At 70.6% G+C, this 20,751-nt stretch carries 17 protein-coding genes; 4 read left to right on the forward strand and 13 right to left on the reverse strand.

All coding sequences use genetic code 11. The features are described from left to right. Positions 1–59 precede the first annotated feature (59 nt). Positions 60–2,789 carry a phosphoenolpyruvate carboxylase gene (ppc, locus tag ACTWOL_RS15525; RefSeq protein WP_474297292.1) on the reverse strand — a complete coding sequence of 910 codons (2,730 nt, stop codon included), beginning with the start codon at positions 2,787–2,789 and terminating at the stop codon, positions 60–62. 216 nt (positions 2,790–3,005) lie between these two features. Here ppc and ACTWOL_RS15530 point away from each other — a divergent pair, with 216 nt between their 5' ends. Both ACTWOL_RS15530 and ACTWOL_RS15535 read left to right on the forward strand, forming a co-directional pair. Then, the gene (locus tag ACTWOL_RS15530; RefSeq protein WP_474297293.1) at positions 3,006–3,986 is read left to right on the forward strand and encodes an acyl-CoA desaturase; all 981 of its coding nucleotides are present in this window, start codon (positions 3,006–3,008) and stop codon (positions 3,984–3,986) included. Beyond that, on the forward strand, positions 3,983–4,654 hold the full coding sequence (locus ACTWOL_RS15535) for a TetR family transcriptional regulator (protein WP_474297294.1): 672 nt from the start codon (positions 3,983–3,985) through the stop codon (positions 4,652–4,654). The genes ACTWOL_RS15530 and ACTWOL_RS15535 overlap by 4 nt, the downstream gene beginning before the upstream one ends. Positions 4,655–4,681: 27 nt before the next feature. On the opposite strand, the gene ACTWOL_RS15540 is transcribed toward ACTWOL_RS15535, so the two are convergent. The 3 genes from ACTWOL_RS15540 to ACTWOL_RS15550 form a co-directional block, all read right to left on the reverse strand. Further along, positions 4,682–5,317, reverse strand: coding sequence for a Uma2 family endonuclease (locus ACTWOL_RS15540; RefSeq protein ID WP_474297295.1), 636 nt, complete (start codon positions 5,315–5,317; stop codon positions 4,682–4,684). Positions 5,318–5,520: 203 nt separating this feature from the next. After that, a complete protein-coding gene (locus ACTWOL_RS15545; protein WP_474297296.1) occupies positions 5,521–5,883 on the reverse strand; it encodes a VOC family protein in 363 nt (120 codons plus the stop codon). A gap of 17 nt (positions 5,884–5,900) precedes the next feature. After that, a complete protein-coding gene (locus tag ACTWOL_RS15550; RefSeq protein ID WP_474297297.1) occupies positions 5,901–6,722 on the reverse strand; it encodes a trans-aconitate 2-methyltransferase in 822 nt (273 codons plus the stop codon). A gap of 131 nt (positions 6,723–6,853) precedes the next feature. On the opposite strand from ACTWOL_RS15550, the gene tamR reads away from it, so the two are divergent. Further along, complete coding sequence (tamR, locus tag ACTWOL_RS15555) at positions 6,854–7,351, forward strand: MarR family transcriptional regulator TamR (RefSeq protein ID WP_474297298.1); 498 nt, start codon at positions 6,854–6,856, stop codon at positions 7,349–7,351. Here tamR and ACTWOL_RS15560 read toward each other — a convergent pair. The 8 genes from ACTWOL_RS15560 to ACTWOL_RS15595 form a co-directional block, all read right to left on the reverse strand. Beyond that, a complete protein-coding gene (locus ACTWOL_RS15560; protein WP_474297299.1) occupies positions 7,310–8,104 on the reverse strand; it encodes a LuxR C-terminal-related transcriptional regulator in 795 nt (264 codons plus the stop codon). The genes tamR and ACTWOL_RS15560 overlap by 42 nt on opposite strands. A gap of 528 nt (positions 8,105–8,632) precedes the next feature. Then, the gene (gene galE, locus ACTWOL_RS15565) at positions 8,633–9,625 is read right to left on the reverse strand and encodes a UDP-glucose 4-epimerase GalE (RefSeq protein ID WP_474297300.1); all 993 of its coding nucleotides are present in this window, start codon (positions 9,623–9,625) and stop codon (positions 8,633–8,635) included. Further along, positions 9,622–9,972 (reverse strand): hypothetical protein, encoded by a 351-nt coding sequence (locus ACTWOL_RS15570; RefSeq protein ID WP_474297301.1) that lies wholly within the window; start codon positions 9,970–9,972, stop codon positions 9,622–9,624. The genes galE and ACTWOL_RS15570 overlap by 4 nt, the downstream gene beginning before the upstream one ends. A gap of 54 nt (positions 9,973–10,026) precedes the next feature. Beyond that, positions 10,027–10,731: a response regulator transcription factor gene (locus ACTWOL_RS15575; protein WP_474297302.1), complete on the reverse strand. Its 705-nt coding sequence runs from the start codon at positions 10,729–10,731 to the stop codon at positions 10,027–10,029. A gap of 195 nt (positions 10,732–10,926) precedes the next feature. After that, complete coding sequence (locus ACTWOL_RS15580; RefSeq protein WP_474297303.1) at positions 10,927–12,780, reverse strand: outer membrane protein assembly factor BamB family protein; 1,854 nt, start codon at positions 12,778–12,780, stop codon at positions 10,927–10,929. Between the two features lie 58 nt (positions 12,781–12,838). Beyond that, a complete protein-coding gene (locus ACTWOL_RS15585) occupies positions 12,839–14,632 on the reverse strand; it encodes an outer membrane protein assembly factor BamB family protein (protein ID WP_474297304.1) in 1,794 nt (597 codons plus the stop codon). Between the two features lie 5 nt (positions 14,633–14,637). Continuing rightward, positions 14,638–16,527 (reverse strand): outer membrane protein assembly factor BamB family protein, encoded by a 1,890-nt coding sequence (locus tag ACTWOL_RS15590; RefSeq protein ID WP_474297305.1) that lies wholly within the window; start codon positions 16,525–16,527, stop codon positions 14,638–14,640. A gap of 261 nt (positions 16,528–16,788) precedes the next feature. Then, positions 16,789–18,600: an ABC-F family ATP-binding cassette domain-containing protein gene (locus ACTWOL_RS15595; RefSeq protein WP_474297306.1), complete on the reverse strand. Its 1,812-nt coding sequence runs from the start codon at positions 18,598–18,600 to the stop codon at positions 16,789–16,791. Positions 18,601–18,794: 194 nt separating this feature from the next. On the opposite strand from ACTWOL_RS15595, the gene ACTWOL_RS15600 reads away from it, so the two are divergent. Further along, positions 18,795–19,370: a Uma2 family endonuclease gene (locus ACTWOL_RS15600; RefSeq protein ID WP_474297307.1), complete on the forward strand. Its 576-nt coding sequence runs from the start codon at positions 18,795–18,797 to the stop codon at positions 19,368–19,370. Between the two features lie 53 nt (positions 19,371–19,423). On the opposite strand, the gene ACTWOL_RS15605 is transcribed toward ACTWOL_RS15600, so the two are convergent. Beyond that, complete coding sequence (locus ACTWOL_RS15605) at positions 19,424–20,749, reverse strand: acyltransferase family protein (RefSeq protein ID WP_474297308.1); 1,326 nt, start codon at positions 20,747–20,749, stop codon at positions 19,424–19,426. Positions 20,750–20,751 lie beyond the last annotated feature (2 nt).

The following is a 20,751-nucleotide window of genomic DNA, read 5'->3' on the forward strand; positions in this document are numbered from 1 at the left end:
GGCACCTGTGCCCGGCGCCATGGGCGCCGGGCACAGGTGGTGTGGTGCGAGTGCGGGCGTCAGCCGGTGTTGCGCAGTCCGGCCGCTACGCCGTTGACGGTCAGCAGCAGTGCCCGCGACAGCAGCGGGTCCGCGGGTTCGCCGCGCTCGGCTGCGGACCGCTGCCGGGCGAGCAGCGAGACCTGCAGATACGAGATCGGGTCGAGGTAGGCGTCCCGGATCGCGAAGGTCTGCTGGAGCACCGGGTTGGAGTCGAGGAGTTGCTCGCCACCGGTGATCCGCAGCACCTGCCGGACCGTCAGCTCGTGTTCGGCTTCGATGCCGGCGAAGACGTGCTTCAGATGTTCCGGCACGAGGGTGTCGACGTAGTGCCGGGCGATGCGCAGATCGGTCTTGGCGAGGGTCATCTCCACGTTCGAGATGAAGTTACGGAAGAAGTGCCACTTCTCGTACATCTCCTCGAGCACGGAGTCGAGCCCGGCGTCGCGCAGCGCCTTCAGGCCGGAGCCGACGCCGTACCAGCCGGGCACGATCTGCCGGGACTGGGTCCAGCCGAAGACCCAGGGGATGGCCCGCAGACCGTCGAGGCCCGCGCCGCTGTCGGGGCGGCGCGAGGGGCGCGAGCCCAGGTGGAGCTCGGCGAGCTGGTCGACGGGTGTGGAGGCGAAGAAGTACGCGGGCAGGTCGGGGTCCTCGACCAGGCTCCGGTAGGCGGCGTGCGCGGCGTCGGACACGGTGTCCATCGCCGCGTCCCAGCGGGCCAGCGCCTCGTCGGACTGGCGCGGGGCGGTGTGCAGGGCGGAAGCCTGGAGCGTCGCCGCGACGGTCAGTTCCAGGTTCTCCCTGGCCAGGGAGGGGATGAGGTACTTGTCGGAGATGACCTCGCCCTGCTCGGTCACCTTGATCTCGCCTTCGAGGGTGCCCCAGGGCTGGGCGAGGATGGCCTCGTGGGTGGGGCCGCCGCCGCGGCCGACGGTGCCGCCGCGGCCGTGGAAGAGCCGCAGCCGGACGCCGTAGCGGTGGGCGACGTCGCGGAGCCGGCGCTGGGCGCGGTGGATCTCCCACTGGGAGGTCGTGATGCCGCCGAACTTCGACGAGTCGGAGTAGCCGAGCATGACCTCCTGGACGTCGCCGCGGAGGGCGACGAGGCGCCGGTAGGAGGGGTCGGCGAGCATGCCGTCGAGGATGACGTCCGCGGCCTTGAGCTCGTCCGTCGTCTCCAGCAGCGGCACGATGCCGATCTTCGCCCAGCCCGCGTGCAGGTCGATCAGCCCGGCCTCGCGGGCGAGGACGGCCGCGGCGAAGACGTCGTCGGCGCCCTGGCACATCGAGATGATGTAGGACTCGACGACCTCGGGGCCGAATCGCTCGAAGGCTTCCTTGACGGCGTGGAAGACGCCGAGGGTCTTGGCCCCCGCGGCGTCGAGGGGCGCCGGGGTGGGGGCGAGCGGCCTGCGGGAGCGCAGCTCCTTGGCGAGGAGCTTCTGCCGGTAGTCGCGGGGCATGTCGGCGTAGCGCCACGATTCCTCGCCGAGCCGGTCGAAGAGCTGGCCGAGGGCGTGGTGGTGGGCGTCGGCGTGCTCGCGTACGTCCATCGTGGCGAGCTGCAGCCCGAAGGCGGCGAGGGTGCGGATGGTGCGGTCGAGGCGGCCGTCGGCGAACAGTCCGCCCCGGTGCGCGCGCAGCGAGGTCTGGATGAGTTCGAGGTCGTGCAGCAGTTCCGCGGTGCCGAGGTAGTCGCGGCCGGGTTCGTGGGCCCTGTCCTTGGCGAGGCGCTTGCGGGTGTTGACGAGCTTCTGGCGGATGCAGGTGGCCTTGAGTCGGTAGGGCTCCTCGGCGTTCAGCCGCTTGTAGCGGGGGCTGATCTCGGGGAGGCGCTCGAGGTCGTTCTGGAGGGAGGCGAGGAGTTCCTCGGTGGCTCCGGCGTAGCGGATCGAGTTCGACAGCAGTCCGCGCAGCGAGTCGACGGCTTCGAGGGCGTCGGTGATGCCGTGCTCGTGCTGGAGGATCAGCACGTCGCGGGTGACGTCGGGCGTGACGTTGGGATTGCCGTCGCGGTCGCCGCCGATCCAGGTGCCGAAGGTGAGCGGGCGGGTGCCCGGTGGCAGCTCGACGCCGACGCGCTCGAGTTCGGCGGCGAGGTCCTCGAGGACGTCGCCGACGGCGTTCGCGTGCAGTTCGTCGAGGTAGTAGATGGCGTTACGGGCCTCGTCGGCGGGCTCGGGGCGGACCACCCGGAGCTCGTCGGTCTGCCAGACGAGGTCGATGCTCTCGGCGAGCCTCAGGTCGTGCCGGCGCCGGTCGGCGGCGATGACGGGGGTCTCGAGGAGCTCGGCGATGCGCCGGAGCTTGTTGAGTACGGACCGGCGCGCGGCCTCGGTCGGGTGGGCCGTGAACACGGGCCGGACGTTGAGGTTGCGGACGGTGTCGCGCAGGTGCTGCGGGTCGGCGTCCTTGAGCATGTCGGCGGTGCGGGAGAGCAGTCCGCCTTCGGCGGCCCGGCGCTCGCGCAGCTCACGGCCGCGGTGCACCTGCTCGGTGACGTTGGCCAGGTGGAAGTACGTGGAGAACGCGCGTACGAGCTTCGCCGCGGTGTCCAGATCGGTGTCGCCGAGCAGCTCGGCGGCTGCCTCGCCGTCCGTACGGGTGAGGGCACGGACCCGCTCGACGAGATCGAGGAGCTCGGGACCCTCCTGGCGTACGAGGGTCTCGCCCAGCAGATCGCCCAGTCGGCGGATGTCGGAGCGCAGCTCCGCGCTGGCGGTTGAGGTCTTGTCGGCACTGCTCACAGGTGCGGCTCCTTGCAGTGTTTGAGCACGTCTGGAGGGTTTTCCGGAGTCTTGCGGACCGCGCTGTCCGACGGGATCCAGGATAGGTGTCAGTTCACTGGGCGTTGTCCACAGCCCTCTTGCCGCGAGGCTTCGCGCTGCCATACTTACGACGCCGTAGGTTACGGATCCGTAGATACGGCCCATTCGCACACCTCACCCCCCAGGGGACACCCCATGACCACAAGCCCCGATGTGATCGACGACGCCCGGAAGCCCTCGGAATCCGCTGCCCCCCTCGCCACTCTCGGCGGCGACAAGAAGCGTTCGATCGAGCAGATCGCCCTGCTGCTGTTCATCACGGTGCCCTTCGTCGCCTTGCTGGCCGCGGTGCCGCTGGCCTGGGGCTGGGGCGTGAGCTGGCTCGATATCGGACTGCTGGTGGCGATGTACTACATCGGCTGCCACGGCATCACGATCGGCTTCCACCGCTACTTCACGCACGGTTCCTTCAAGGCGAAGCGCCCGCTGCGGATCGCGCTGGCGATCATGGGATCGCTGGCCGTGGAGGGCCCGCTGGTCCGCTGGGTGGCGGATCACCGCAAGCATCACAAGTTCTCGGACGCGGAGGGTGACCCGCACTCGCCGTGGCGTTTCGGCGAGACGCTCCCGGCGCTGATGAAGGGCCTGTGGTGGGCTCATATCGGCTGGATGTTCGACGAGGAGCAGACGCCGCAGCACAAGTACGCCCCGGACCTGATCAAGGACCCGGCGCTGCGGGCGGTCTCGCGCCAGTTCGCGCTGTGGACGGTGGTCTCGCTGTTGATCCCGCCGCTGGTGGGCGGTCTGGTGACGATGTCGTGGTGGGGTGCGTTCACCGCGTTCTTCTGGGGCTCGCTGGTGCGGGTGGCACTGCTGCACCATGTGACCTGGTCGATCAACTCGATCTGCCATGCCGTGGGCAAGCGTCCGTTCAAGTCCCGCGACCGCTCGGGCAATGTGTGGTGGCTGGCGGTGCTCTCGTGCGGTGAGTCGTGGCACAACCTCCATCACGCCGACCCGACGAGCGCGCGGCACGGTGTGATGCGCGGGCAGATCGACTCGAGCGCCCGGCTGATCCGCTGGTTCGAGCTGCTGGGCTGGGCATACGACGTGCGCTGGCCGAGTGCGTCCCGTATCGAGTCCCGGCGCAGTTCGGAGACCGCCGACGCGGCATGATTGACGACGTGGCGATTGACGGCGGTAGCAGCAGCGAGAGGCCCCGGCGCGGGCGCAGGGTCCGGATGACCGGGGCGGAACGCCGCCAGCAACTGCTCGACATCGGCCGCACCCTGTTCGCCGAGAAGGGCTTCGAGGGCACTTCGGTGGAGGAGATCGCGGCGAAGGCCGGAGTCTCCAAGCCGGTGGTGTACGAGCACTTCGGCGGCAAGGAGGGCCTGTACGCGGTGGTGGTGGACCGCGAGATGCGCCAGCTCCTGGACATGGTGACCGGTGCGCTCACCGCGGGTCATCCGCGTGAGCTGCTGGAGCAGGCGGCGTTCGCGCTGCTCGACTACATCGAGACGTACACCGACGGTTTCCGCATTCTGGTGCGTGATTCGCCGGTCGCCCAGTCGACCGGCACGTTCGCGTCGCTGATCAGCGACATCGCGACTCAGGTCGAGGACATCCTGGGTCTGGAGTTCAAGAACCGGGGCTTCGATCAGAAGCTGGCGCCGCTGTATGCCCAGGCGCTGGTGGGGATGGTCGCTCTGACCGGTCAGTGGTGGCTGGACGTCCGCAAGCCGAAGAAGGCGGAGGTCGCGGCCCATCTGGTGAATCTGGCGTGGCACGGGCTGGACGGCCTGGAGCAGAAGCCGCGGCTGATCGGCCACCGCAAGAGCTGAGCCGCGGGATGCCGGTGCCGGACGGGCTCAGGCCCGTTCGGGCCTCCGGGTGATCGCCTCGCCGATGGTGAAGCCCTTCGCGGGCCCCGAGGGCACGATCGCGTCGGTGCCGTACGGGACGCGGTGCTCGTCCTCGTACACGGCCTTCGCGGGGTCGGGTGCGGTGAGGACGAGCACGGCACCGTCTCCGTCGTGGTCGTCCACGATCACATAGACAGGGATGCCCGCGCGGGCGTACTCGCGACGCTTGCGCACCCGGTCGCGTTCCGTGTTCAGCCGGCCCGGCGAGACGACCTCGACCACGAGGGAAACTCCGGCGGCGTCGATACCGAGGTCCTCCTCGTCGGGGATCTCGTCCAGGTCGGCTGGTGCGACGAAGACATCGGGGATCCACACCTTGCGGCGGTGGGAGAGGTTCACGTCCTGGTAGGCCGCATGGTCGCCGTCCGCCAAGTGAGCGTCCAGTGCCCGACGGATTCGGTTGACGAGCACTCCATGACGGCGACGGCCGGTGGGCGACACTTCGATGGCTCCCTCGATGATCTCGGCGCGGTAACCCTCGGGGAGATCCATGGCTTTCCACGCCTGCCACAGGACCTCGTCCAGATCGGAGACCGGGCTGTCGTCCACCACCGGGATCACCTCATGCGCGAGAGCGGTCATCGTGAAGTACCTCCTCTCAGAGTCTGGGCGCGGGCGCCACGGCGGCACAAGCGACACCGCGACGCTATGAGCCCGCGCCCGCCGGGCGGGGGCGTTCGAGCGTCGTTCACCCGAGCGGGGAGCACGGGCCCCGGGGATGCCGATGCCCCGGCCGGCGGGCCGTTCCGTGCAGGTCCGATGGCCGCCGGCCAGGGGTAAGCCGGTCATTCCACCGGCTCAAGGAACTCCAGGCGGTTGCCCGCCGGGTCCTCGGAGTAGAAGCGGCGGTGTCCGGGGAGGTTGTCGTCCCAGACCACCTTGGCGCCACGGGATGCCAGGCGGTCGGCGTAGGCCTCGATACCGGTGACGCGCAGCCCGGGGTGTGCCTTCTTCGCGGGGCGGAAGTCCTGTTCGATGCCGAGGTGCAGCTGAACGGTCCCCGCCTGGAACCAGCAGCCGCCGCGCGCCGCCAGGACCGGTGGCTTGGGGATCTCGGTCATCCCGAGGACATCGGTGTAGTAGGCGCGCAGCGCGTCCTCGCTGCCGTGCGGTGCGGCGAGCTGGACGTGGTCGACGGCGGTCAGCATGAGTGTTGTCCCCTGGTCTAGCTGGTCTTGTGGGCCACGGCGAAGATCCGGCGGAACGGGAAGACCGTGCCGTGCGGTCCGGGCGGATAGGCCTTGCGGAGCAGATCGCGGTACTGGGCGAGGAACTCCCCGGTCGCCTCCTCGTCGCCGTCGAGCGCCGTGAGGACGGGGCGCAGGGCCGTGCCCTTCACCCAGTCGAGTACGGGGTCCTCGCCGTGGAGGAGCTGGGAGTACGTCGTCTCCCAGACGTCGCTGGCGCAGCCGAGGTCGGCGAGCCGCAGGAGGTAGTCGGCGGGCTCGAGCACGTGGACGAAGCGGCGGCCGTGGTCGCCGAGGCGGTCGCGCCACTCGGGCGAGTCGCACAGTTCGCCGAGCAGGGCGTGGCTGGGAGAGGTGAAGTTCCCGGGGACCTGGAAGGCGAAGGTGCCGCCGGGGGCGAGGCCGTCGATCCAGGCGGCGAAGGATTCGGGGTGATTGGGCACCCATTGCAGAGCCGCGTTGGAGATGATCAGGTCGTACGGCTCGTCGGGTACCCAGTGCGCGGCGTCGGCGAGGCGGAATTCAAGCCAGCCGCCGCCGGCCGTGATGCCCGCGTACTCGTCGTCGGCGCGGGCGAGCATCTGCGCGGAAAGGTCGAAGCCGGTGATGCGGGCGTCGGCCCAGCGGTCGGCGAGCAGGGCGGTGACATTGCCGGGCCCGCAGCCGACGTCGGCGATGCGTGCGGGGCGACTGCCGTGCGGCAGCTCGGGTATGCGGGCGAGAAGATCGAGGAACGGGCGGGTCCGGTGCCCGGAGTGCCTCAGGTATTGCTGTGGATCCCAGGTTGGTGCGGAATGCATGTTCGAGCCCCCTTGCTGGAACGTAACAGCCAAGCGGAACAAGGTTCCGGCCCGACCATGCCCCATAGTCCAGCCAAATATATCTTGATGTCAAGAGACTTCATGTCGACAGACCCTCTACACTGATCGTCATGGAGGACGAGGTCGACCGACTGGTTGCTGCATGGCGCCGCGAGCGCCCCGACCTCGACGTGGAGCCGCTCGAGGTGCTCAGCCGTATCTCCAGGCTGGCGCGGCACCTCGACCGTGCGCGCAGGCTCGCGTTCTCCGAGCACGGTCTGGAACCCTGGGAATTCGACGTACTGACGTCGCTGCGCCGTGCGGGCGCGCCCTATCAGCTCTCGCCCGGTCAGCTGCTGACGCAGACGCTGGTGACCTCGGGCACGATGACCAACCGTATCGACCGGCTGGCGAAGAAGGGGCTCGTCGAGCGGCTGCCCGATCCGAGCGACCGGCGCGGTGTGCTCGTCCGGCTCACACCGGAAGGACGGGACCGCGCCGATCAGGCGCTGGCGGGGCTGCTCGCCCAGGAGCGTGCGATCCTGGCCGAGCTCTCCCGGGCGCAGCGCGGTGAACTGGCCGCGCTGCTACGCCAGCTGACCGCCCCGTTCGACAACGTCCCCGGCTAGGCCCTGTCCGCCCAGCTCGGCGGGACCGACCCCGGCCCGGCGGGCCAGTGCCACGGCGGCGAGGGTGGAGTGCACGCCCAGCTTCCCCAGCACGTTCTGCATATGGGTACGGACGGTGTGCGGGGACAGGAAGAGGCGCTCGGCGACCGCCTTGCGGCCAAGCCCCGCCACCATGCAGCGCAGCACCTCGCGTTCGCGCGGAGTGAGGGACTCGACGAGCTGCTCGCTCTCGGTGCGGTGCTTGCGCGCCGCCGTCAACTCCCGCAGGACGCCGGTGAGCAGGGCCGGCGGCAGATGGGTCTCCTCACGGAGCACCCCTCGTATCACCGTGAGCAGCCGCTGCAGCGAACAGTCCTTCGCCACCCAGCCCGAGGCGCCCGCCTGCAGTGCGAGCGCGGCGCGGCGCGGGTCGTCCTTCTCGGCGAGCACGACCGATCGTATGGAGGGCCGGGCCGAACGGACCGCGGCCACCAGGGAGATACCGTCGACGAAACCGCCCTCCCCGTTGTCGGGCACCGCGCGGGCGACGACCGGGGCACCCGGTGCGGCGACGGCGCCCAGGTCGGCGTCGACCAGCATCACGTCGAATCTGCGCCCGTCCGACGCCGCGCGCTCCATGCAGCGCAGCGCGGCAGGGCCGCTTCCGGCCGCTGCCACGTCGACGTCCGGCTCGGCCGCGAGTGCCGCGGCCAATGACTCGGCGAAGATTCGGTGGTCGTCCACCACCAGGACCCGGACACGAACCACAGGCACCCCCACGCTGTGCTTTCCGGCGGAATTTCCGAAGCGCGCGGGCACTGCGCCCGGACGGAGTGGAGCGCGGTCCCCACGGCCGCCGCCGTGTCGACTCACTGCTCCCCGCCCCGGGCTGTGTACCCGACTGATTGGCCCCCTGACCGGCACCGGCCCCCACCGGTGCTGTGCATCAGAGTAAGGCCGGGCGCGGGAAGCGGAAGCCCATTTACAGAACTGATTGGCCAGCGTGTTTGGCGTGTGTCTGGTGTTTCGCTCTGGGACAAAAGTCGACAAGGATCAGCACATTTCCCGGTCATATCGCGACGACATTCCGCTCTGTCATACGCCGCCCCGAGGCGAGAGAATGGGCGTCGTAACGGCCCGTGGCGCCCTCGGACGGTTGCGCCTCGGGGACCTCGCGCAGCGTGCGCACGCCCAGCGCCCGCGCCCACGTCTCGCACCGGGCGCGCCGGCTCGCGTACGCGCCCTCCCGGAACCGCGTGGGCAGTGCCCTGTGCCGCCCGGCGGCGCTCACCCCCGTGCCGCTCACCCCTGTGCCGCTCTGTCCCGTGCCGCTCTGCTCCGCGCGAACTCCCACGCGTCCTCGACGATGCCGGCGAGGTCCGTCCGGGCCGGGCTCCAGCCCAGGCGCTCCCGGGCCGCGTCCGCCGAGGCGACCAGCACGGCCGGGTCACCCGCGCGGCGGGAGGTGACGACTTCGGGAACCGGATGGCCGGTGACCTTGCGGACGGTCTCGATGACCTCGCGGACGGAGAAGCCCCGGCCGTTGCCGAGGTTGCAGATCAGATGGGCGCCCGGGGTGATCCGGTCCATGGCGAGCAGATGCGCCTCGGCCAGGTCGGCGACGTGGATGTAGTCCCGTACGCAGGTGCCGTCGGGCGTGGGGTAGTCGTCGCCGTAGACGGAAATCGCCTCGCGGGTGCCGAGCGCCACCTGGAGGACGAGCGGGATGAGATGCGACTCGGGGTCGTGCCGTTCACCGCAGCCACCGTGCGCACCGGCCACGTTGAAGTAGCGCAGCGAGGCCGCCGCGAGGCCGTGGGCGGTGCACTCGCCGCCGATCATATGGTCGACGGCGAGCTTGGACGCGCCGTACGGGCTGGTCGGGGCCGTCGGGTCGGTCTCGGTGACCGGGATCGAGACGGGTTCGCCGTAGGTGGCCGCGGTGGAGGAGAACACCAGCCGGCCCACGCCCGCGGAGCGCATGGCGGCCAGCAGGGCCGTCGTGCCGCCGACGTTGTTCGTCCAGTACTTCTCCGGGTGCGCGACCGACTCGCCGACCTGTGAGAACGCGGCGAAGTGGAAGACGCCGTCAAAAGCCGGACCGGCCGGAGGAGCGATCCACCGGGCGGCGTCCTGGACCCGTCCCTCGATGAACACGGCTCCGGCCGGCACCGCCTCGCGGAAGCCGGTGGACAGATCGTCGAGCACGGTCACCCCGTGCCCCGCCTCCAGCAGACGGGCCGTCACGACGCTGCCGACATAGCCCGCCCCGCCGGTCACCAGGTAGTTGCTCACGTGGTCGCCACCTCTCGCAGTCGCTCGGCCGCCGCTGCGGGCCTCACGTCGTTCGTGAACACGCTCATGCCGGACTCGGAACCGGCGAGGAATTGCAGCTTGCCGGGAGAGCTGCGGACGGTGAAAAGCTCCACGCACAGCTCCAGGTGCATCTCCAGGTGCAGGGCGAAGTCACCGCGCCGCCGGTCACCGGACGGCGCCCGGACAGGACCTGCCGCCGGGCGCGGACGTACGGTGCCGGCACCTCCGCCGAAGATCCGGTCGAAGCGCCTCAAGAGTTCCAGACAGACCTGTGGGAACTCTGTGCGCGCGCCGGTGCCGAGCTCCCGCAGATCCGGCACCGGCACCCGGCACCCGGCACCCGGCACCCGGCACCCGGGATGGAGATGGACGCCTTCGCTTCAGGCCGACTGGTCCGGGGCGGCGGCGGTCCCCTGTGGCGGGATCGGGGCACGGTCCAGCAGTCCGGTGCGGGCGGCCAGGGCCGCCGCCTCCAGCCGGGAGCCCACGCCGAGCTTCATCAGCACACGCTGGACGTGGGTGCGGGCCGTGCTGGGGGCTATGCCCATGCCCGAGGCGATCAGCCGGGTGTCCTCGCCTTCGGCCACCCTGACCAGCACCTCCACTTCCCGTGGGGTGAGCATCTGGAGCAGCCGCTGCCCTTCGTCGTCCGGCTGGGCCGCGGGGTTCAGCAACTCCGTGAAGGCGCCCTGAAGCAGCTGCGGCGCCACCGCCGTCTCCCCCGCGCGGGCCTTCATCATGGCGCGCTCGACGCCTTCGATGCGCTCGTCCTGGCGTACGTAGCCCGACGCGCCGGCGGCGAACGCCGCCGCGATACCGCGCGGTGACGGCACGGGCCCCAGCACCACCACCGCCACCTGCGGGCGCTCCCGCTTGATCCGTGCGATCGGGTCGAAGACCCCGGGCTCGGCGGGTGTCGACGTGCCCAGCAGACACACCTCGGGTGCTCTGCTCACCACGAGTTCGGCTGCTCCCGCCGTGGGCGCAGCCGCGGCGAGCACCCGGTGGCCGCGCAGTTTCAGCGCCGAGGCAAGTGCCTCGGCGAGCAATCGGTGATCGTCGACCACCATGAGCCGCACACCCATCGAGCAAACCCCCCATACCCCTGGAGTCGGCCCCCCGGCCCCCCAGCCCTACTGACCCGGCAAGCTACACGCTTGTTCGACGTTGCGCGCCCCTTACCGCCAGAAGCCCCCCAGATTGCCGAATTCTTCGCCAAAACGGCCCGGCGCCCCGATCGGTTGATCAAGGCGCCGGGCCGTGCTTCGGGGACCGGCCGGTCAGCCGCCCGCGGCGAGGACGAAGGCGACCGCCAGATAGCCCTTCGTGGTGCTGCTCGACGACTGGGACGCCAGCGAGTCGGAGATGTAGAGCCGGCCGCCCGTGTAGAGGATCTCGGCGGAGTCGGGGACGAAGCTGCCTTCGGCGTCCCGGACGGCCTCGTCCGACGGGTTCTGCAGCAGCACCGTCTGCTTGAAGCCGCTGCCGCCGATGCTGACGATCTGTCCGCCCTTGTCGTAGGGAGGCGACTTGTAGGCGAGGAGGTTGCCGCCGTCCATGCGCAGCGGGATCAGGGTGTATCCGTCACCGGCGTCGGCCTTGTCGGACGTGGGCTTGCCGGTGGTGAGGTCGAACGAGACGATCTCGTTGGTCTCCTTGATGTCACCGGCGCCGTCGTGCTCCTCGGTCGGCAGGTAGATCCGGCCGTTGCCGACGATCGCCCCGTCACAGGCCTCGACCTCGGTGGAGTGGCACTCCGCGGCGAACCGGTCGGCGTCCGCGGCGATCTTGACCTTGAGCTTGCCGGTCTGCTCGTCGATGGAGAAGAAGTCGGAGATGCCGCTGCCGTCACCCGCGGTCTCCCCGACGTCCGCCGCCACGACCAGCGGCTTGGTGGACACGACGGCCGCGTACTCGACGCCCGGGGGCATCTTGTACGAGGACAGCGGCGCGCCCGTCGCCGGGTTGAGGTTCTGGACGAGGACGTACTGGCTGCCGTGCTCACCGCACTTGCGGACCGCGACCAGGGCCGGACCGCCTCCGTAGCCCATGTCGAAGCAGCCCTCCGCGTCGACTTGGGGCTTCCAGCGCTGCGCACCGGTGGCGAGGTCGAAGGCCGCGCCGCCGTCCGTGCCGCCCGCGGCCACGGTGGCGCCGCTCAGCGTGATCTCCCGGAACTGGATGTCCTCGTCGCCGTTGCCCTTCGACGACTTGTTCCACAGCAGCTTGCCGCCGACCAGGTCGATGGCGCCGACCCGGGTGCACTTCTCGAACTTGGTCTCGGCGTTGCGCTTGACCGGCTCGAAGGCGATCGCCGTCTTGTTGTCCGCGGACTGGTGGCGGGACGCGGCACACACCTGGCCCGGCAGGGGGATCGTCCAGAGCACGGTGCCCTTCACGGCGTCGTACCCGACGACGGAGTTGCTGCCGGTCTTGACGTACGTCTTGTCGGTCGCCCAGGAGCCCTCCACGCTGGCGACACCGGTCACCTTGGGCAGGGGCACCTGGAACGCGACCTTGGACGCGGGGTCGGAGGGCACCTTCTCCTTGCCGGCGGGTGCCTTGTCGTTGCCCCCGGTGCTGCCCTGTGACGAGGCGTCGGACTTCTTGCGGTTCCCCTCGTCGTCGCCCGACGCGATCCAGACGCCGGCCGCGATGATCAGGACCACCGCGACGGCCGCGGCGATGATGATCTGCGCCTGGGCGCTGAGTTTCCTGGCGGGCGCCGTCGGCGCCGCCTGCGGCTGCACGGTCTGCGCCGGATAGCCGTAGCCGTACGGCTGTCCGGTCATCGGCTGCGTCGGCTGCGTACCGGGGGCCTGCGGATAGCCGTAACCGGGGGTCTGGCCGGGCTGCTGCGGATAGCCGTAACCGGCTGCGCCGCCCGGCCCGCCGGGCGGCGGCGGAGTGTGCGGATAGCCGTAACCGGGGTCCTGCGGCGGCGGGGTGGGCGCCCCGAAGCCGCCGGGCGGGGGATCCTGCGGAGCGCCGAAACCGCCCTGGGCGGGCTGCTGCCGGCCCTGCGACGCGTCGGCCGGCTGGGACGGCTGCTGGGGAGGCGGCCCGGGCGGCTGCTGGGGAGGCTGGTTCGGTGGCTGGTTCGGTGGCTGTGGTGGCTGTGGTGGCTGCGTCATGCGTCCGTACCTCTGGAGAAAGGGGATCGATCAGGGTCGGGGGTGTGCCGGGACGTGATCACTCACCGAAGGCCATCATCGTCTTCCTCTCCTTCTCCTCGGCGTCGTTCGCGCCGACGACGACGTCGTGCACCAGGAAAAAGCGGCCATCCGCGTACGCCCCGCCGGTCACGGGGAAGCCGCTCGACGTCTTGGCACTCGACGCGGGAAAGCGCAGCAGCTCGCGCAACTTTGTCCCGCGGGGAGCGACCGAGGCCAGCGAGCCGGCTTCGGTACCGGTCGACGCGACCCTGACGAGCAGGTCGTCGCCCTTCATGCGCAGCGGCGAGATGACGCCCTTGCCCGGGCCCGGGATGTGCCGCACGACCTTGCCGGTCTTCAGGCTGAAGGCGGCGATGGAGGGCTTGCCCTTGAGCGGCTGGGTGGCCGCATAGAGGGTGCTGCCGTCGACGACCACCGCACAGGTCTGCAGATTGCCCTCGTCCGAGACCTTGTCGCTGCATCCGAACATGAAGTCGTCCTTGCTCTGGAGCACCGAGCGCAGCTTGCCCTTGGTGTCGAGGGCGAACACGGCGTGCCTGTTGCGCGCCAGGTCGAAGGCCGAGACCACCACCGGCCGGACGGAGTACACGTGATCGACCTTGTAGCCGCGCTTGATCCGGTACTTCCAGAGGGAGGCCCCGGTCGCCGGATCGATCCCGTGCACCTCCTCCTGCGGATGGTCCTGGTCGGTCGCGGGGCAGGAGACCGCGGCGACGAGCCTGCGGCCTTCGGACGCGTAGGCGCGCGGCTGGCAGTCCTGGCCCTTCCACTCGCCGAACAGCTTCTTGCCGTCGCTGAGCCGGTAGCCGATGGGGTGGTCGTAACGGCCGACCGCGACGGTGTCCCCGGCGATCGCGATCGAGTAGTCGTGGAACCAGTCGAACATGCCCACCTCGGCGATGCGCTGGCGCCAGCCCTCCTTGCCGGTGCGCAGATCGATCATGCGCAGCGACCGGCACTCTTTGTCCTCCTTGCCGGCCTTCTCCTGCACGGCAAGGACGATCTGCCCGTCGGACGAGGCGCGTTCGGGCGCCTTGCAGATGCCGACGCCGAGTTCCAGGCTCCACTTCAGGGTGCCGTCGGTCACCGAATGGGCCGTGACCGTACGGTGCATGGCGGTGACGACGGTGTCGTCGACCATCCAGGGGCCGAACACGTCCGCGCCCATGCCGGGCAGGTCCACGTCGTTCTTGCGCAGCCACAGGAGCTTGGCGTCGCCCGGCTTCCGCCCGGCGTTGACGCGGGCGGCCTCCGCCGTGTCCGGGGCGGACGAGCCCGGCCCGCTGCTCTTGGCCCGCCCCTTGGAGGGTCCGGACGCCGTGTGGCCGGTGGGCTTCCCGCCGCTGTCGCCCGACTGCGTCAGCCAGACGGTTCCGGCGGTCAGCAGCAGCGCGACCAGGCCCGCGACGGCCAGTACTGCGGGGCGCCGGGTGAACCGGCGGGTGATGCCGCCCATGAACGACGGCCCGTCCCCTGGCAGACCGTCGGTGGCCTGGGCGGGGGCGTACGGTCCGACCGGGCCCTGCGGAACGCCCGGCCCCGGGTGCCCCTGCCCGGGCGCGGCGGGGATTCCACCGCCGTGCGGGTTCAGGCTGGCGTAGGGACCGGCCTGCGGCGGGCCGTACGGTCCTGGCTGGAGTGGCACCGCCGGCTGGGGCACCTGCCCTCCCGGCCCGGACGGAGCCTGCTGCGGAAGGTCCTGCGGCTGAGGCTGGGCCTGGGGTTGCGACTGGGCCTGGGCCTGGGGTTGCGACTGGTCCGGCCCGGGGGACGACGGCGGATGGTCGGTGTGGTTCGTTCGCTCTGCCATGACCGTCACTTACCGAAGACCATCATGGTCTTCGTCTTCTTCTCCTGCTCGTCGTTGTGCGCGCTGATCCGGCCGCTGACCATGTAGAAACGACCGCCCTGGTACACGGTCCTCGGGGACCAGAAGTCGCTCTCGATCTCGGCGGTGGACTGCGGGTGCTGGAGGATCACCTTGGGCTTTCCGCCGGTCGGCGCCAGCGTCGCCACCGCGCCGCCCGCGCGGAACGAGGCGTCGAGGTAGACGACGACCTGGGAGCCCTCCATACGCAGCGGGATCATCTCGCGGCCCTCCGGGGCCGCGGCACGCCACTTCCGCTTTCCTGTGGCGAGGTCGAAGGCGACGACCGCGTTGCCTGCGGACGAGCCCGAGTTGCCCGGAGCGGTGGCCATGTAGAAGGTGTTGGCGTCGGCGGCGACCCCGCTGCAGCCCTCGAGTTGCGAGCCGAAGACGACGAACGAATTGCCGCAGTTCGGCCGGTACTTGTCCCCGCCGCCGTCGAGCTGGGAGCGCCGGGTGCCGTTGGCGTTGAGGGCGATGACCCCCCATTTCTCGGTGTCCCGCTCCTTCAGCGACATCACGAGCGGGGTGACCGAGTAGACCTTGTCGACCTCCCAGTTGACAGGAAGCGCGTAGGTCCACTTGGCCTTGCCGGTGACCGCGTCGAGCTCCTGGACCTGGTTACGGGCCTTGCCGTTCACGCGCGGGCAGCTCTCGGAGGCGATCAGCTTGGGCCCGCCGGCGAAGCCGACCGGCTGGCAGTCGCCCGCGACCTTGCCGAAGGCGGCCTTGCCGTCGCTGACCCGGAACGCGTCGAAGTTCCCGAAGCGGGTCGCAGTCACGGTGTTGCCGCTGATGGCCAGGGTGATCTCGCCCAGCAGGTCGAAGGTGCCCTTCTTCTTGATGACCTGCTTCCAGCCCGCCTTGCCGGTGGTGAGGTCGACCATCTGCACCTGGGTGCAGTGGGCCTTGTTGTTCGCCCCGTCCTTGTAGGCGACGACGAGCTTCCCGTCGGAGGTGACCCCTGGGCTGGCGGCGCACATCGCCGCCGGGAAGGGAACGGTCCACTTCTTCTTGCCGTCGGTCGCCGAATAGCCCACGAGCTGCTCGTACATGCCCTTGACGACGGTGTCGCCGACGATCCAGGGGCCGTACACGTCCGCGCCGTCACGCGGCAGGTCGACGTCGTTGGTGGCGAGCCACAGCACCTTCGCCTCGCCCGGCTTCCGCCCGGCGTTGAGGTCCTCGTCCGGGCCGCCGTTGCCGCTGCCGTCTCCCTGGTCCACGCTCGGCGAGCCCGAAGGCCCCGCTCCCGTGGTCTGCTTGGCCTTGGGCTTCTGGTCGTCGTCATCGCCGCCGAGCGCGAACCAGGTGCCGGTGCCGACGACGAGAAGGGCGGCCACCGCCGCCCCGATGACCACACCGGGCTTGCCCTTGAAGAAGTTGCCACCACCGCCCGGGGGCGGGGTGGGGAGCCCGGGGTGCTGCGGTTGCTGGGGATAGCCGTAACCGGCACCGGACGCGGGGCCGTAGGGGCCCGGCTGGCCGTACGGTCCGGGCTGCTGCGCGTACGGACCCGGCTGCTGGGCGTACGGTCCGGGCTGCTGGCCGTACGGACCCGGCTGGGCGCCGTAGGGTCCGGGCTGGCCGTAGGGGCCCGGCTGCTGAGGAGCGCCTGGGGCGGCGGCCGCCTGCTGCGGATATCCGTAACCGGGCCCGGGCTGCCCCGGTGCGCCCGCCGGCGGAGTCTGCGGCGCGGCCGGCGGTATCCGGGGCGGCTGCGCGGGCGGCGGAGGGACCTGCTGCTGTGCGTCTCCCCGGCCCGAAGAGCCCGCAGGAGCGTCCTGGGGAGTTCCCGGGTCTCCCTGCGGCGATGGCTGGCTGGGCGGCTGAGTCATGTCAGCACTTCCCCCTTAGTGCGGTCCACAGCCCGACCGGCCTCCCCCGCGATTCCGTCGAGCCGTTGCCCACGGATGGGCAGTTGCCTACGGAAAGGAGCGAATCGGACGTGGATGGCGCAGCGTTACGTCAGTCGAGCGGGGCTTCTTTGTATCACCCGGGTGGCCCGGAAAACGGGGCCGGTCCGCCCCTGTGCCCAAGGGAGGACCGGCCCGTGATGCCCTTGTTACCGGCGCTGCGCACCGGCTTCACGTCCGCACTCAGGCGTCCTCGGCGAGCTCGAGCCAGCGCATCTCCAACTCCTCGCGTTCACCCGCGAGTTCACGTAGTTCCGCGTCGAGTTCGGCCACCTTCTCGAAGTTGGTGGCGTTTTCGGCGATTTGCGAGTGCAGTTTCGCTTCCTTGTCGGAGAGCTTGTCCAACTGCCGCTCGATCTTCTGCAGTTCCTTCTTGGCGGCACGTACGTCCGCGGCGGACTTCTCCGGTGCGGCGGACTTCTCGACGGCGGCCGGGGCCGGCGAGGGCGCGGCGGCCTCGATCATCCGCTGCCGTCGCTCGAGGTACTCGTCGATCCCGCGCGGCAGCATCCGCAGCGCGGCGTCGCCGAGCAGCGCGTACACCCGGTCGGTGGTCCGCTCCACGAAGAAGCGGTCGTGGGAGATGACGATCATCGATCCGGGCCAGCCGTCGAGGAGGTCCTCGAGCTGGGTCAGGGTCTCGATGTCGAGGTCGTTGGTGGGCTCGTCGAGGAAGAGGACGTTCGGCTCGTCCATGAGCAGCCGCAGCAGCTGCAGCCGGCGCCGCTCGCCACCGGAGAGGTCGCCGACCGGGGTCCACTGCTTGTCCTTCGAGAAGCCGAACTGCTCACAGAGCTGACCTGCCGTCATCTCCCGGCCCTTGCCGAGGTCGACGCGGTCGCGCACCTGCTGGACGGCCTCGAGCACCCGCAGGGCCGGGTCGAGTTCGGCGACCTCCTGCGAGAGGTACGCCAGCTTCACGGTCCTGCCGGCGACGATCCGCCCGGCACTGGGCTGCCGCTCCCCCTCACTGCGGGCCGCCTCGGCCATCGCGCGCAGCAGCGAGGTCTTCCCCGCGCCGTTGACCCCGACCAGGCCGATCCGGTCGCCCGGCCCGAGCTGCCAGGTCAGATGCTTCAGCAGCACCTTCGGGCCCGCCTGGACGGTCACGTCCTCCAGGTCGAAGACCGTCTTGCCGAGCCGGGACGTCGCGAACTTCATCAGCTCGGACGTGTCGCGCGGCGGCGGCACGTCCTTGATCAGCTCGTTGGCCGCCTCGACGCGGAAGCGCGGCTTCGAGGTACGGGCGGGTGCGCCGCGCCGCAGCCAGGCCAGCTCCTTGCGGACCAGGTTCTGCCGCTTGACCTCCTCGGTGGCGGCGATGCGTTCGCGCTCGGCACGGGCGAAGACGTAGTCGGAGTAGCCGCCCTCGTACTCGTACACCGTGCCGCGCTGGACGTCCCACATACGGGTGCAGACCTGGTCGAGGAACCAGCGGTCGTGCGTGACGCAGACGAGTGCCGAGCGGCGTGCCCGGAGGTGGGCGGCGAGCCAGGCGATGCCCTCGACGTCCAGGTGGTTGGTGGGCTCGTCGAGGACGATGAGGTCCTGCTCGGCGATCAGCAGCTTGGCGAGCGCGATCCGGCGCCGCTCACCGCCGGAGAGCGGGGCGATGACCGTGTCCAGCCCCTGCGGGAAGCCGGGCAGGTCGAGCCCGCCGAAGAGCCCGGTGAGCACATCGCGGATCTTGGCGTTGCCGGCCCACTCGTGGTCGGCGAGATCCCCGATGACCTCGTGCCGGATGGTGGCGGCGGGGTCGAGCGAGTCGTGCTGGGTGAGCACGCCGGTGTGCAGTCCGCCGCTGTGGGTGACCCGGCCGCTGTCGGCCTCTTCCAGCTTGGCGAGCATACGGATGAGCGTGGTCTTGCCGTCTCCGTTGCGCCCCACGATTCCGATGCGGTCCCCCTCGGACACGCCGAGCGACACTCCGTCGAGCAGGGCACGGGTGCCGTACACCTTGCTGACTGCCTCGACATTGACCAGGTTGACGGCCATTTCTCTCCTGACAGGGGGATCGATCGGCCTACCAGCCTAGTCGCCACTGGCCGCGCACCGGCCGTTCGGGCCTCGGTGGCGAACATCCGTACGATGCGTCCGATCCGGCTGACGGACGGTGGGACGGGCCGGTCCGCATGGCATTCTCGGTCTCAGCCGCCTGGGCGGGAGTAGTCGGAGGAGGGAGCGTCCCTTTGAGTACCGCGCTGCCGTCATGGATGTACCCGCCGCGGGACAGCGGTTGGGAAGCCGACGACCTGGACCTGCTCCCGGCCGACGCCCCGCGCCACATCGAGCTGCTGGACGGAGCACTGATCTTCAGCACGCCCCCGCAGCGCAGCTGGCACGACCGGGTGATCCGCCGTCTTACCGCCGCGCTGGAGGGCGCCGCCCCCGCGGACTGGACCGTCGAGGCGCAGATGACCGTGAAGCTCAACCGCCGCAGTCGTCCGGAGGCGGACGTCATCGCCGCCTCGGTGCCCTATATGCCTGAGCGCACCCGCTTCCTCCCGGAAGAGGTCATGCTGGTGGTCGAGGTGGTGTCCGCCGAGTCCGAGGACCGCGACCGCCGGTACAAGCCGGGCCTGTACGCCGATGCCGGTATCCGTCACCTCTGGCGCGTCGAGGACGAGACCGGCCTGCCCGCGATCCACACCTATGAGCTGGACGACACCACGCGAGCCTATGTGGCAACTGGTGTGCACCGCGACCGGCTGGACGTCCCCGTGCCGTTCCCGCTCTCCCTCGACGTCAAGGGGCTGGTGCGCTAGTGCTGTGGCCGGATAGGTTCACCGGCTCGCGGCAAACCTATCCGGCCACAGCACTAGCGAGCCAGCCCCCGCCGACCCGTCCGTTCGACCAGACCCCACCCCACCAGGGCCATCGCCACGGCCGCCGGGGCGGTGACCGGGAACGCGATCAGCATCGCCGAGCGGCCCTCCAGCAGACCGGCGAAGCCGACCATCGACAGGCCGAGCACGCCGAGCAGACACAGGGTGATGCCGAGGGCGGCGAGCGGGCCCGGGCCGGGGGTGAGGGGTGCGGGCGAGGGCCGTTCGAAGCGGCGGAACGCGGCGACCAGCACCGCGGTCAGGACGGCCGCGGCGGCGATCCGCGGCGGGGTCTGGGCCCACCAGGCGGCCGAGGCGGGCTCGGGGAGGGTGAAGCCGGCGGCGAGGAGGGCGCCGTACACCCCGAGCATGGCGGTGAGGTGCCACAGGAACGCGGTCATGGCGATGCCGTTCGCGGCGACGACCGTGCGCCACACCCGGGGCCGGGCGACCAGCCGGGCCCCCGGCCCGCGGAGCAGCTCGACCGCGCCGACCAGCCACAGGCCGTGGCAGAGGAGCGCGAGGGTGGGCGGGGCCATATTGGAGACCTTCTCGCCCGGCATGCCGACCATGGACAGCGGATACGGGCCGAGCGCGACCAGCGCGGCGGCTCCGGCCAGCCCGGTCGCGGCGAGTACGGACGGCAGTCGCAGCCGGCCGTCGGCGCGCAGGAAGCCGAGCTGGTGCACGGCGAGCCAGACGAACGCGAAGTTGAGGAACTCCACGAAGGGGACGTCGAGCACGAACCTCAGCACGTCCACCAAGGCGGCGCCGCCCGCGAGCGCCCCGAACGCACCCCAGCCGTAACGCTCGTACAGTCTCAGCAGCGGCGGGGTGAAGGCCACCATCGCCAGATAGATCCCGATGAACCACAGCGGCTGGGTCACGAGCCGCAGCGACACCGCGGTCAGCCCGCCGGCCTTGCCCGCGCCGAGCAGTTGGACGATCAGCGCGGCCGCTCCCCAGACCAGGACGAAGACCACGGTGGGACGCAGCAGCCTGCGCAGCCGGGCCCGCAGGAACACCGCGTACAGCGGACCCTCGGAGCCCTCCGGCTGCTTGCGGCGCAGCGAACGGTAGGAGAGCGCGTGCGAGAAGCCGCCGACGAAGAAGAACACCGGCATGATCTGCAGGGCCCAGGTGAGGAGTTGCAGCTCCGGCACGACGGCGAGCAGATTGCCGACGCCGTCGGCGGTGACGGCCGCCATCAGCCAGTGGCCGAGCACGACCGTCCCGAGTGAGGCGACCCGCAGCAGGTCGACATAACGGTCCCTGGTGTCCGGGGTGGCTTCGGCGAGCGTACGAACGCTTGATCCCATAC

The sequence above is a fragment of the Micromonospora sp. IBHARD003 genome, assembly GCF_056106285.1.

Coding starts and splice junctions, on each gene's coding strand:
- ACTWOL_RS15605 (WP_474297308.1), bottom strand. CDS start 20,749: ATGGGATCAAGCGTTCGTACGCTCGCCGAAGCCACCCCGGACACCAGG.
- ACTWOL_RS15585 (WP_474297304.1), bottom strand. CDS start 14,632: ATGGCAGAGCGAACGAACCACACCGACCATCCGCCGTCGTCCCCCGGG.
- ACTWOL_RS15590 (WP_474297305.1), bottom strand. CDS start 16,527: ATGACTCAGCCGCCCAGCCAGCCATCGCCGCAGGGAGACCCGGGAACT.
- tamR (WP_474297298.1), top strand. CDS start 6,854: ATGGAGGACGAGGTCGACCGACTGGTTGCTGCATGGCGCCGCGAGCGC.
- ACTWOL_RS15550 (WP_474297297.1), bottom strand. CDS start 6,722: ATGCATTCCGCACCAACCTGGGATCCACAGCAATACCTGAGGCACTCC.
- ACTWOL_RS15545 (WP_474297296.1), bottom strand. CDS start 5,883: ATGCTGACCGCCGTCGACCACGTCCAGCTCGCCGCACCGCACGGCAGC.
- ACTWOL_RS15580 (WP_474297303.1), bottom strand. CDS start 12,780: ATGACGCAGCCACCACAGCCACCACAGCCACCGAACCAGCCACCGAAC.
- ACTWOL_RS15540 (WP_474297295.1), bottom strand. CDS start 5,317: ATGACCGCTCTCGCGCATGAGGTGATCCCGGTGGTGGACGACAGCCCG.
- ACTWOL_RS15535 (WP_474297294.1), top strand. CDS start 3,983: ATGATTGACGACGTGGCGATTGACGGCGGTAGCAGCAGCGAGAGGCCC.
- ACTWOL_RS15530 (WP_474297293.1), top strand. CDS start 3,006: ATGACCACAAGCCCCGATGTGATCGACGACGCCCGGAAGCCCTCGGAA.
- ACTWOL_RS15575 (WP_474297302.1), bottom strand. CDS start 10,731: ATGGGTGTGCGGCTCATGGTGGTCGACGATCACCGATTGCTCGCCGAG.
- ACTWOL_RS15595 (WP_474297306.1), bottom strand. CDS start 18,600: ATGGCCGTCAACCTGGTCAATGTCGAGGCAGTCAGCAAGGTGTACGGC.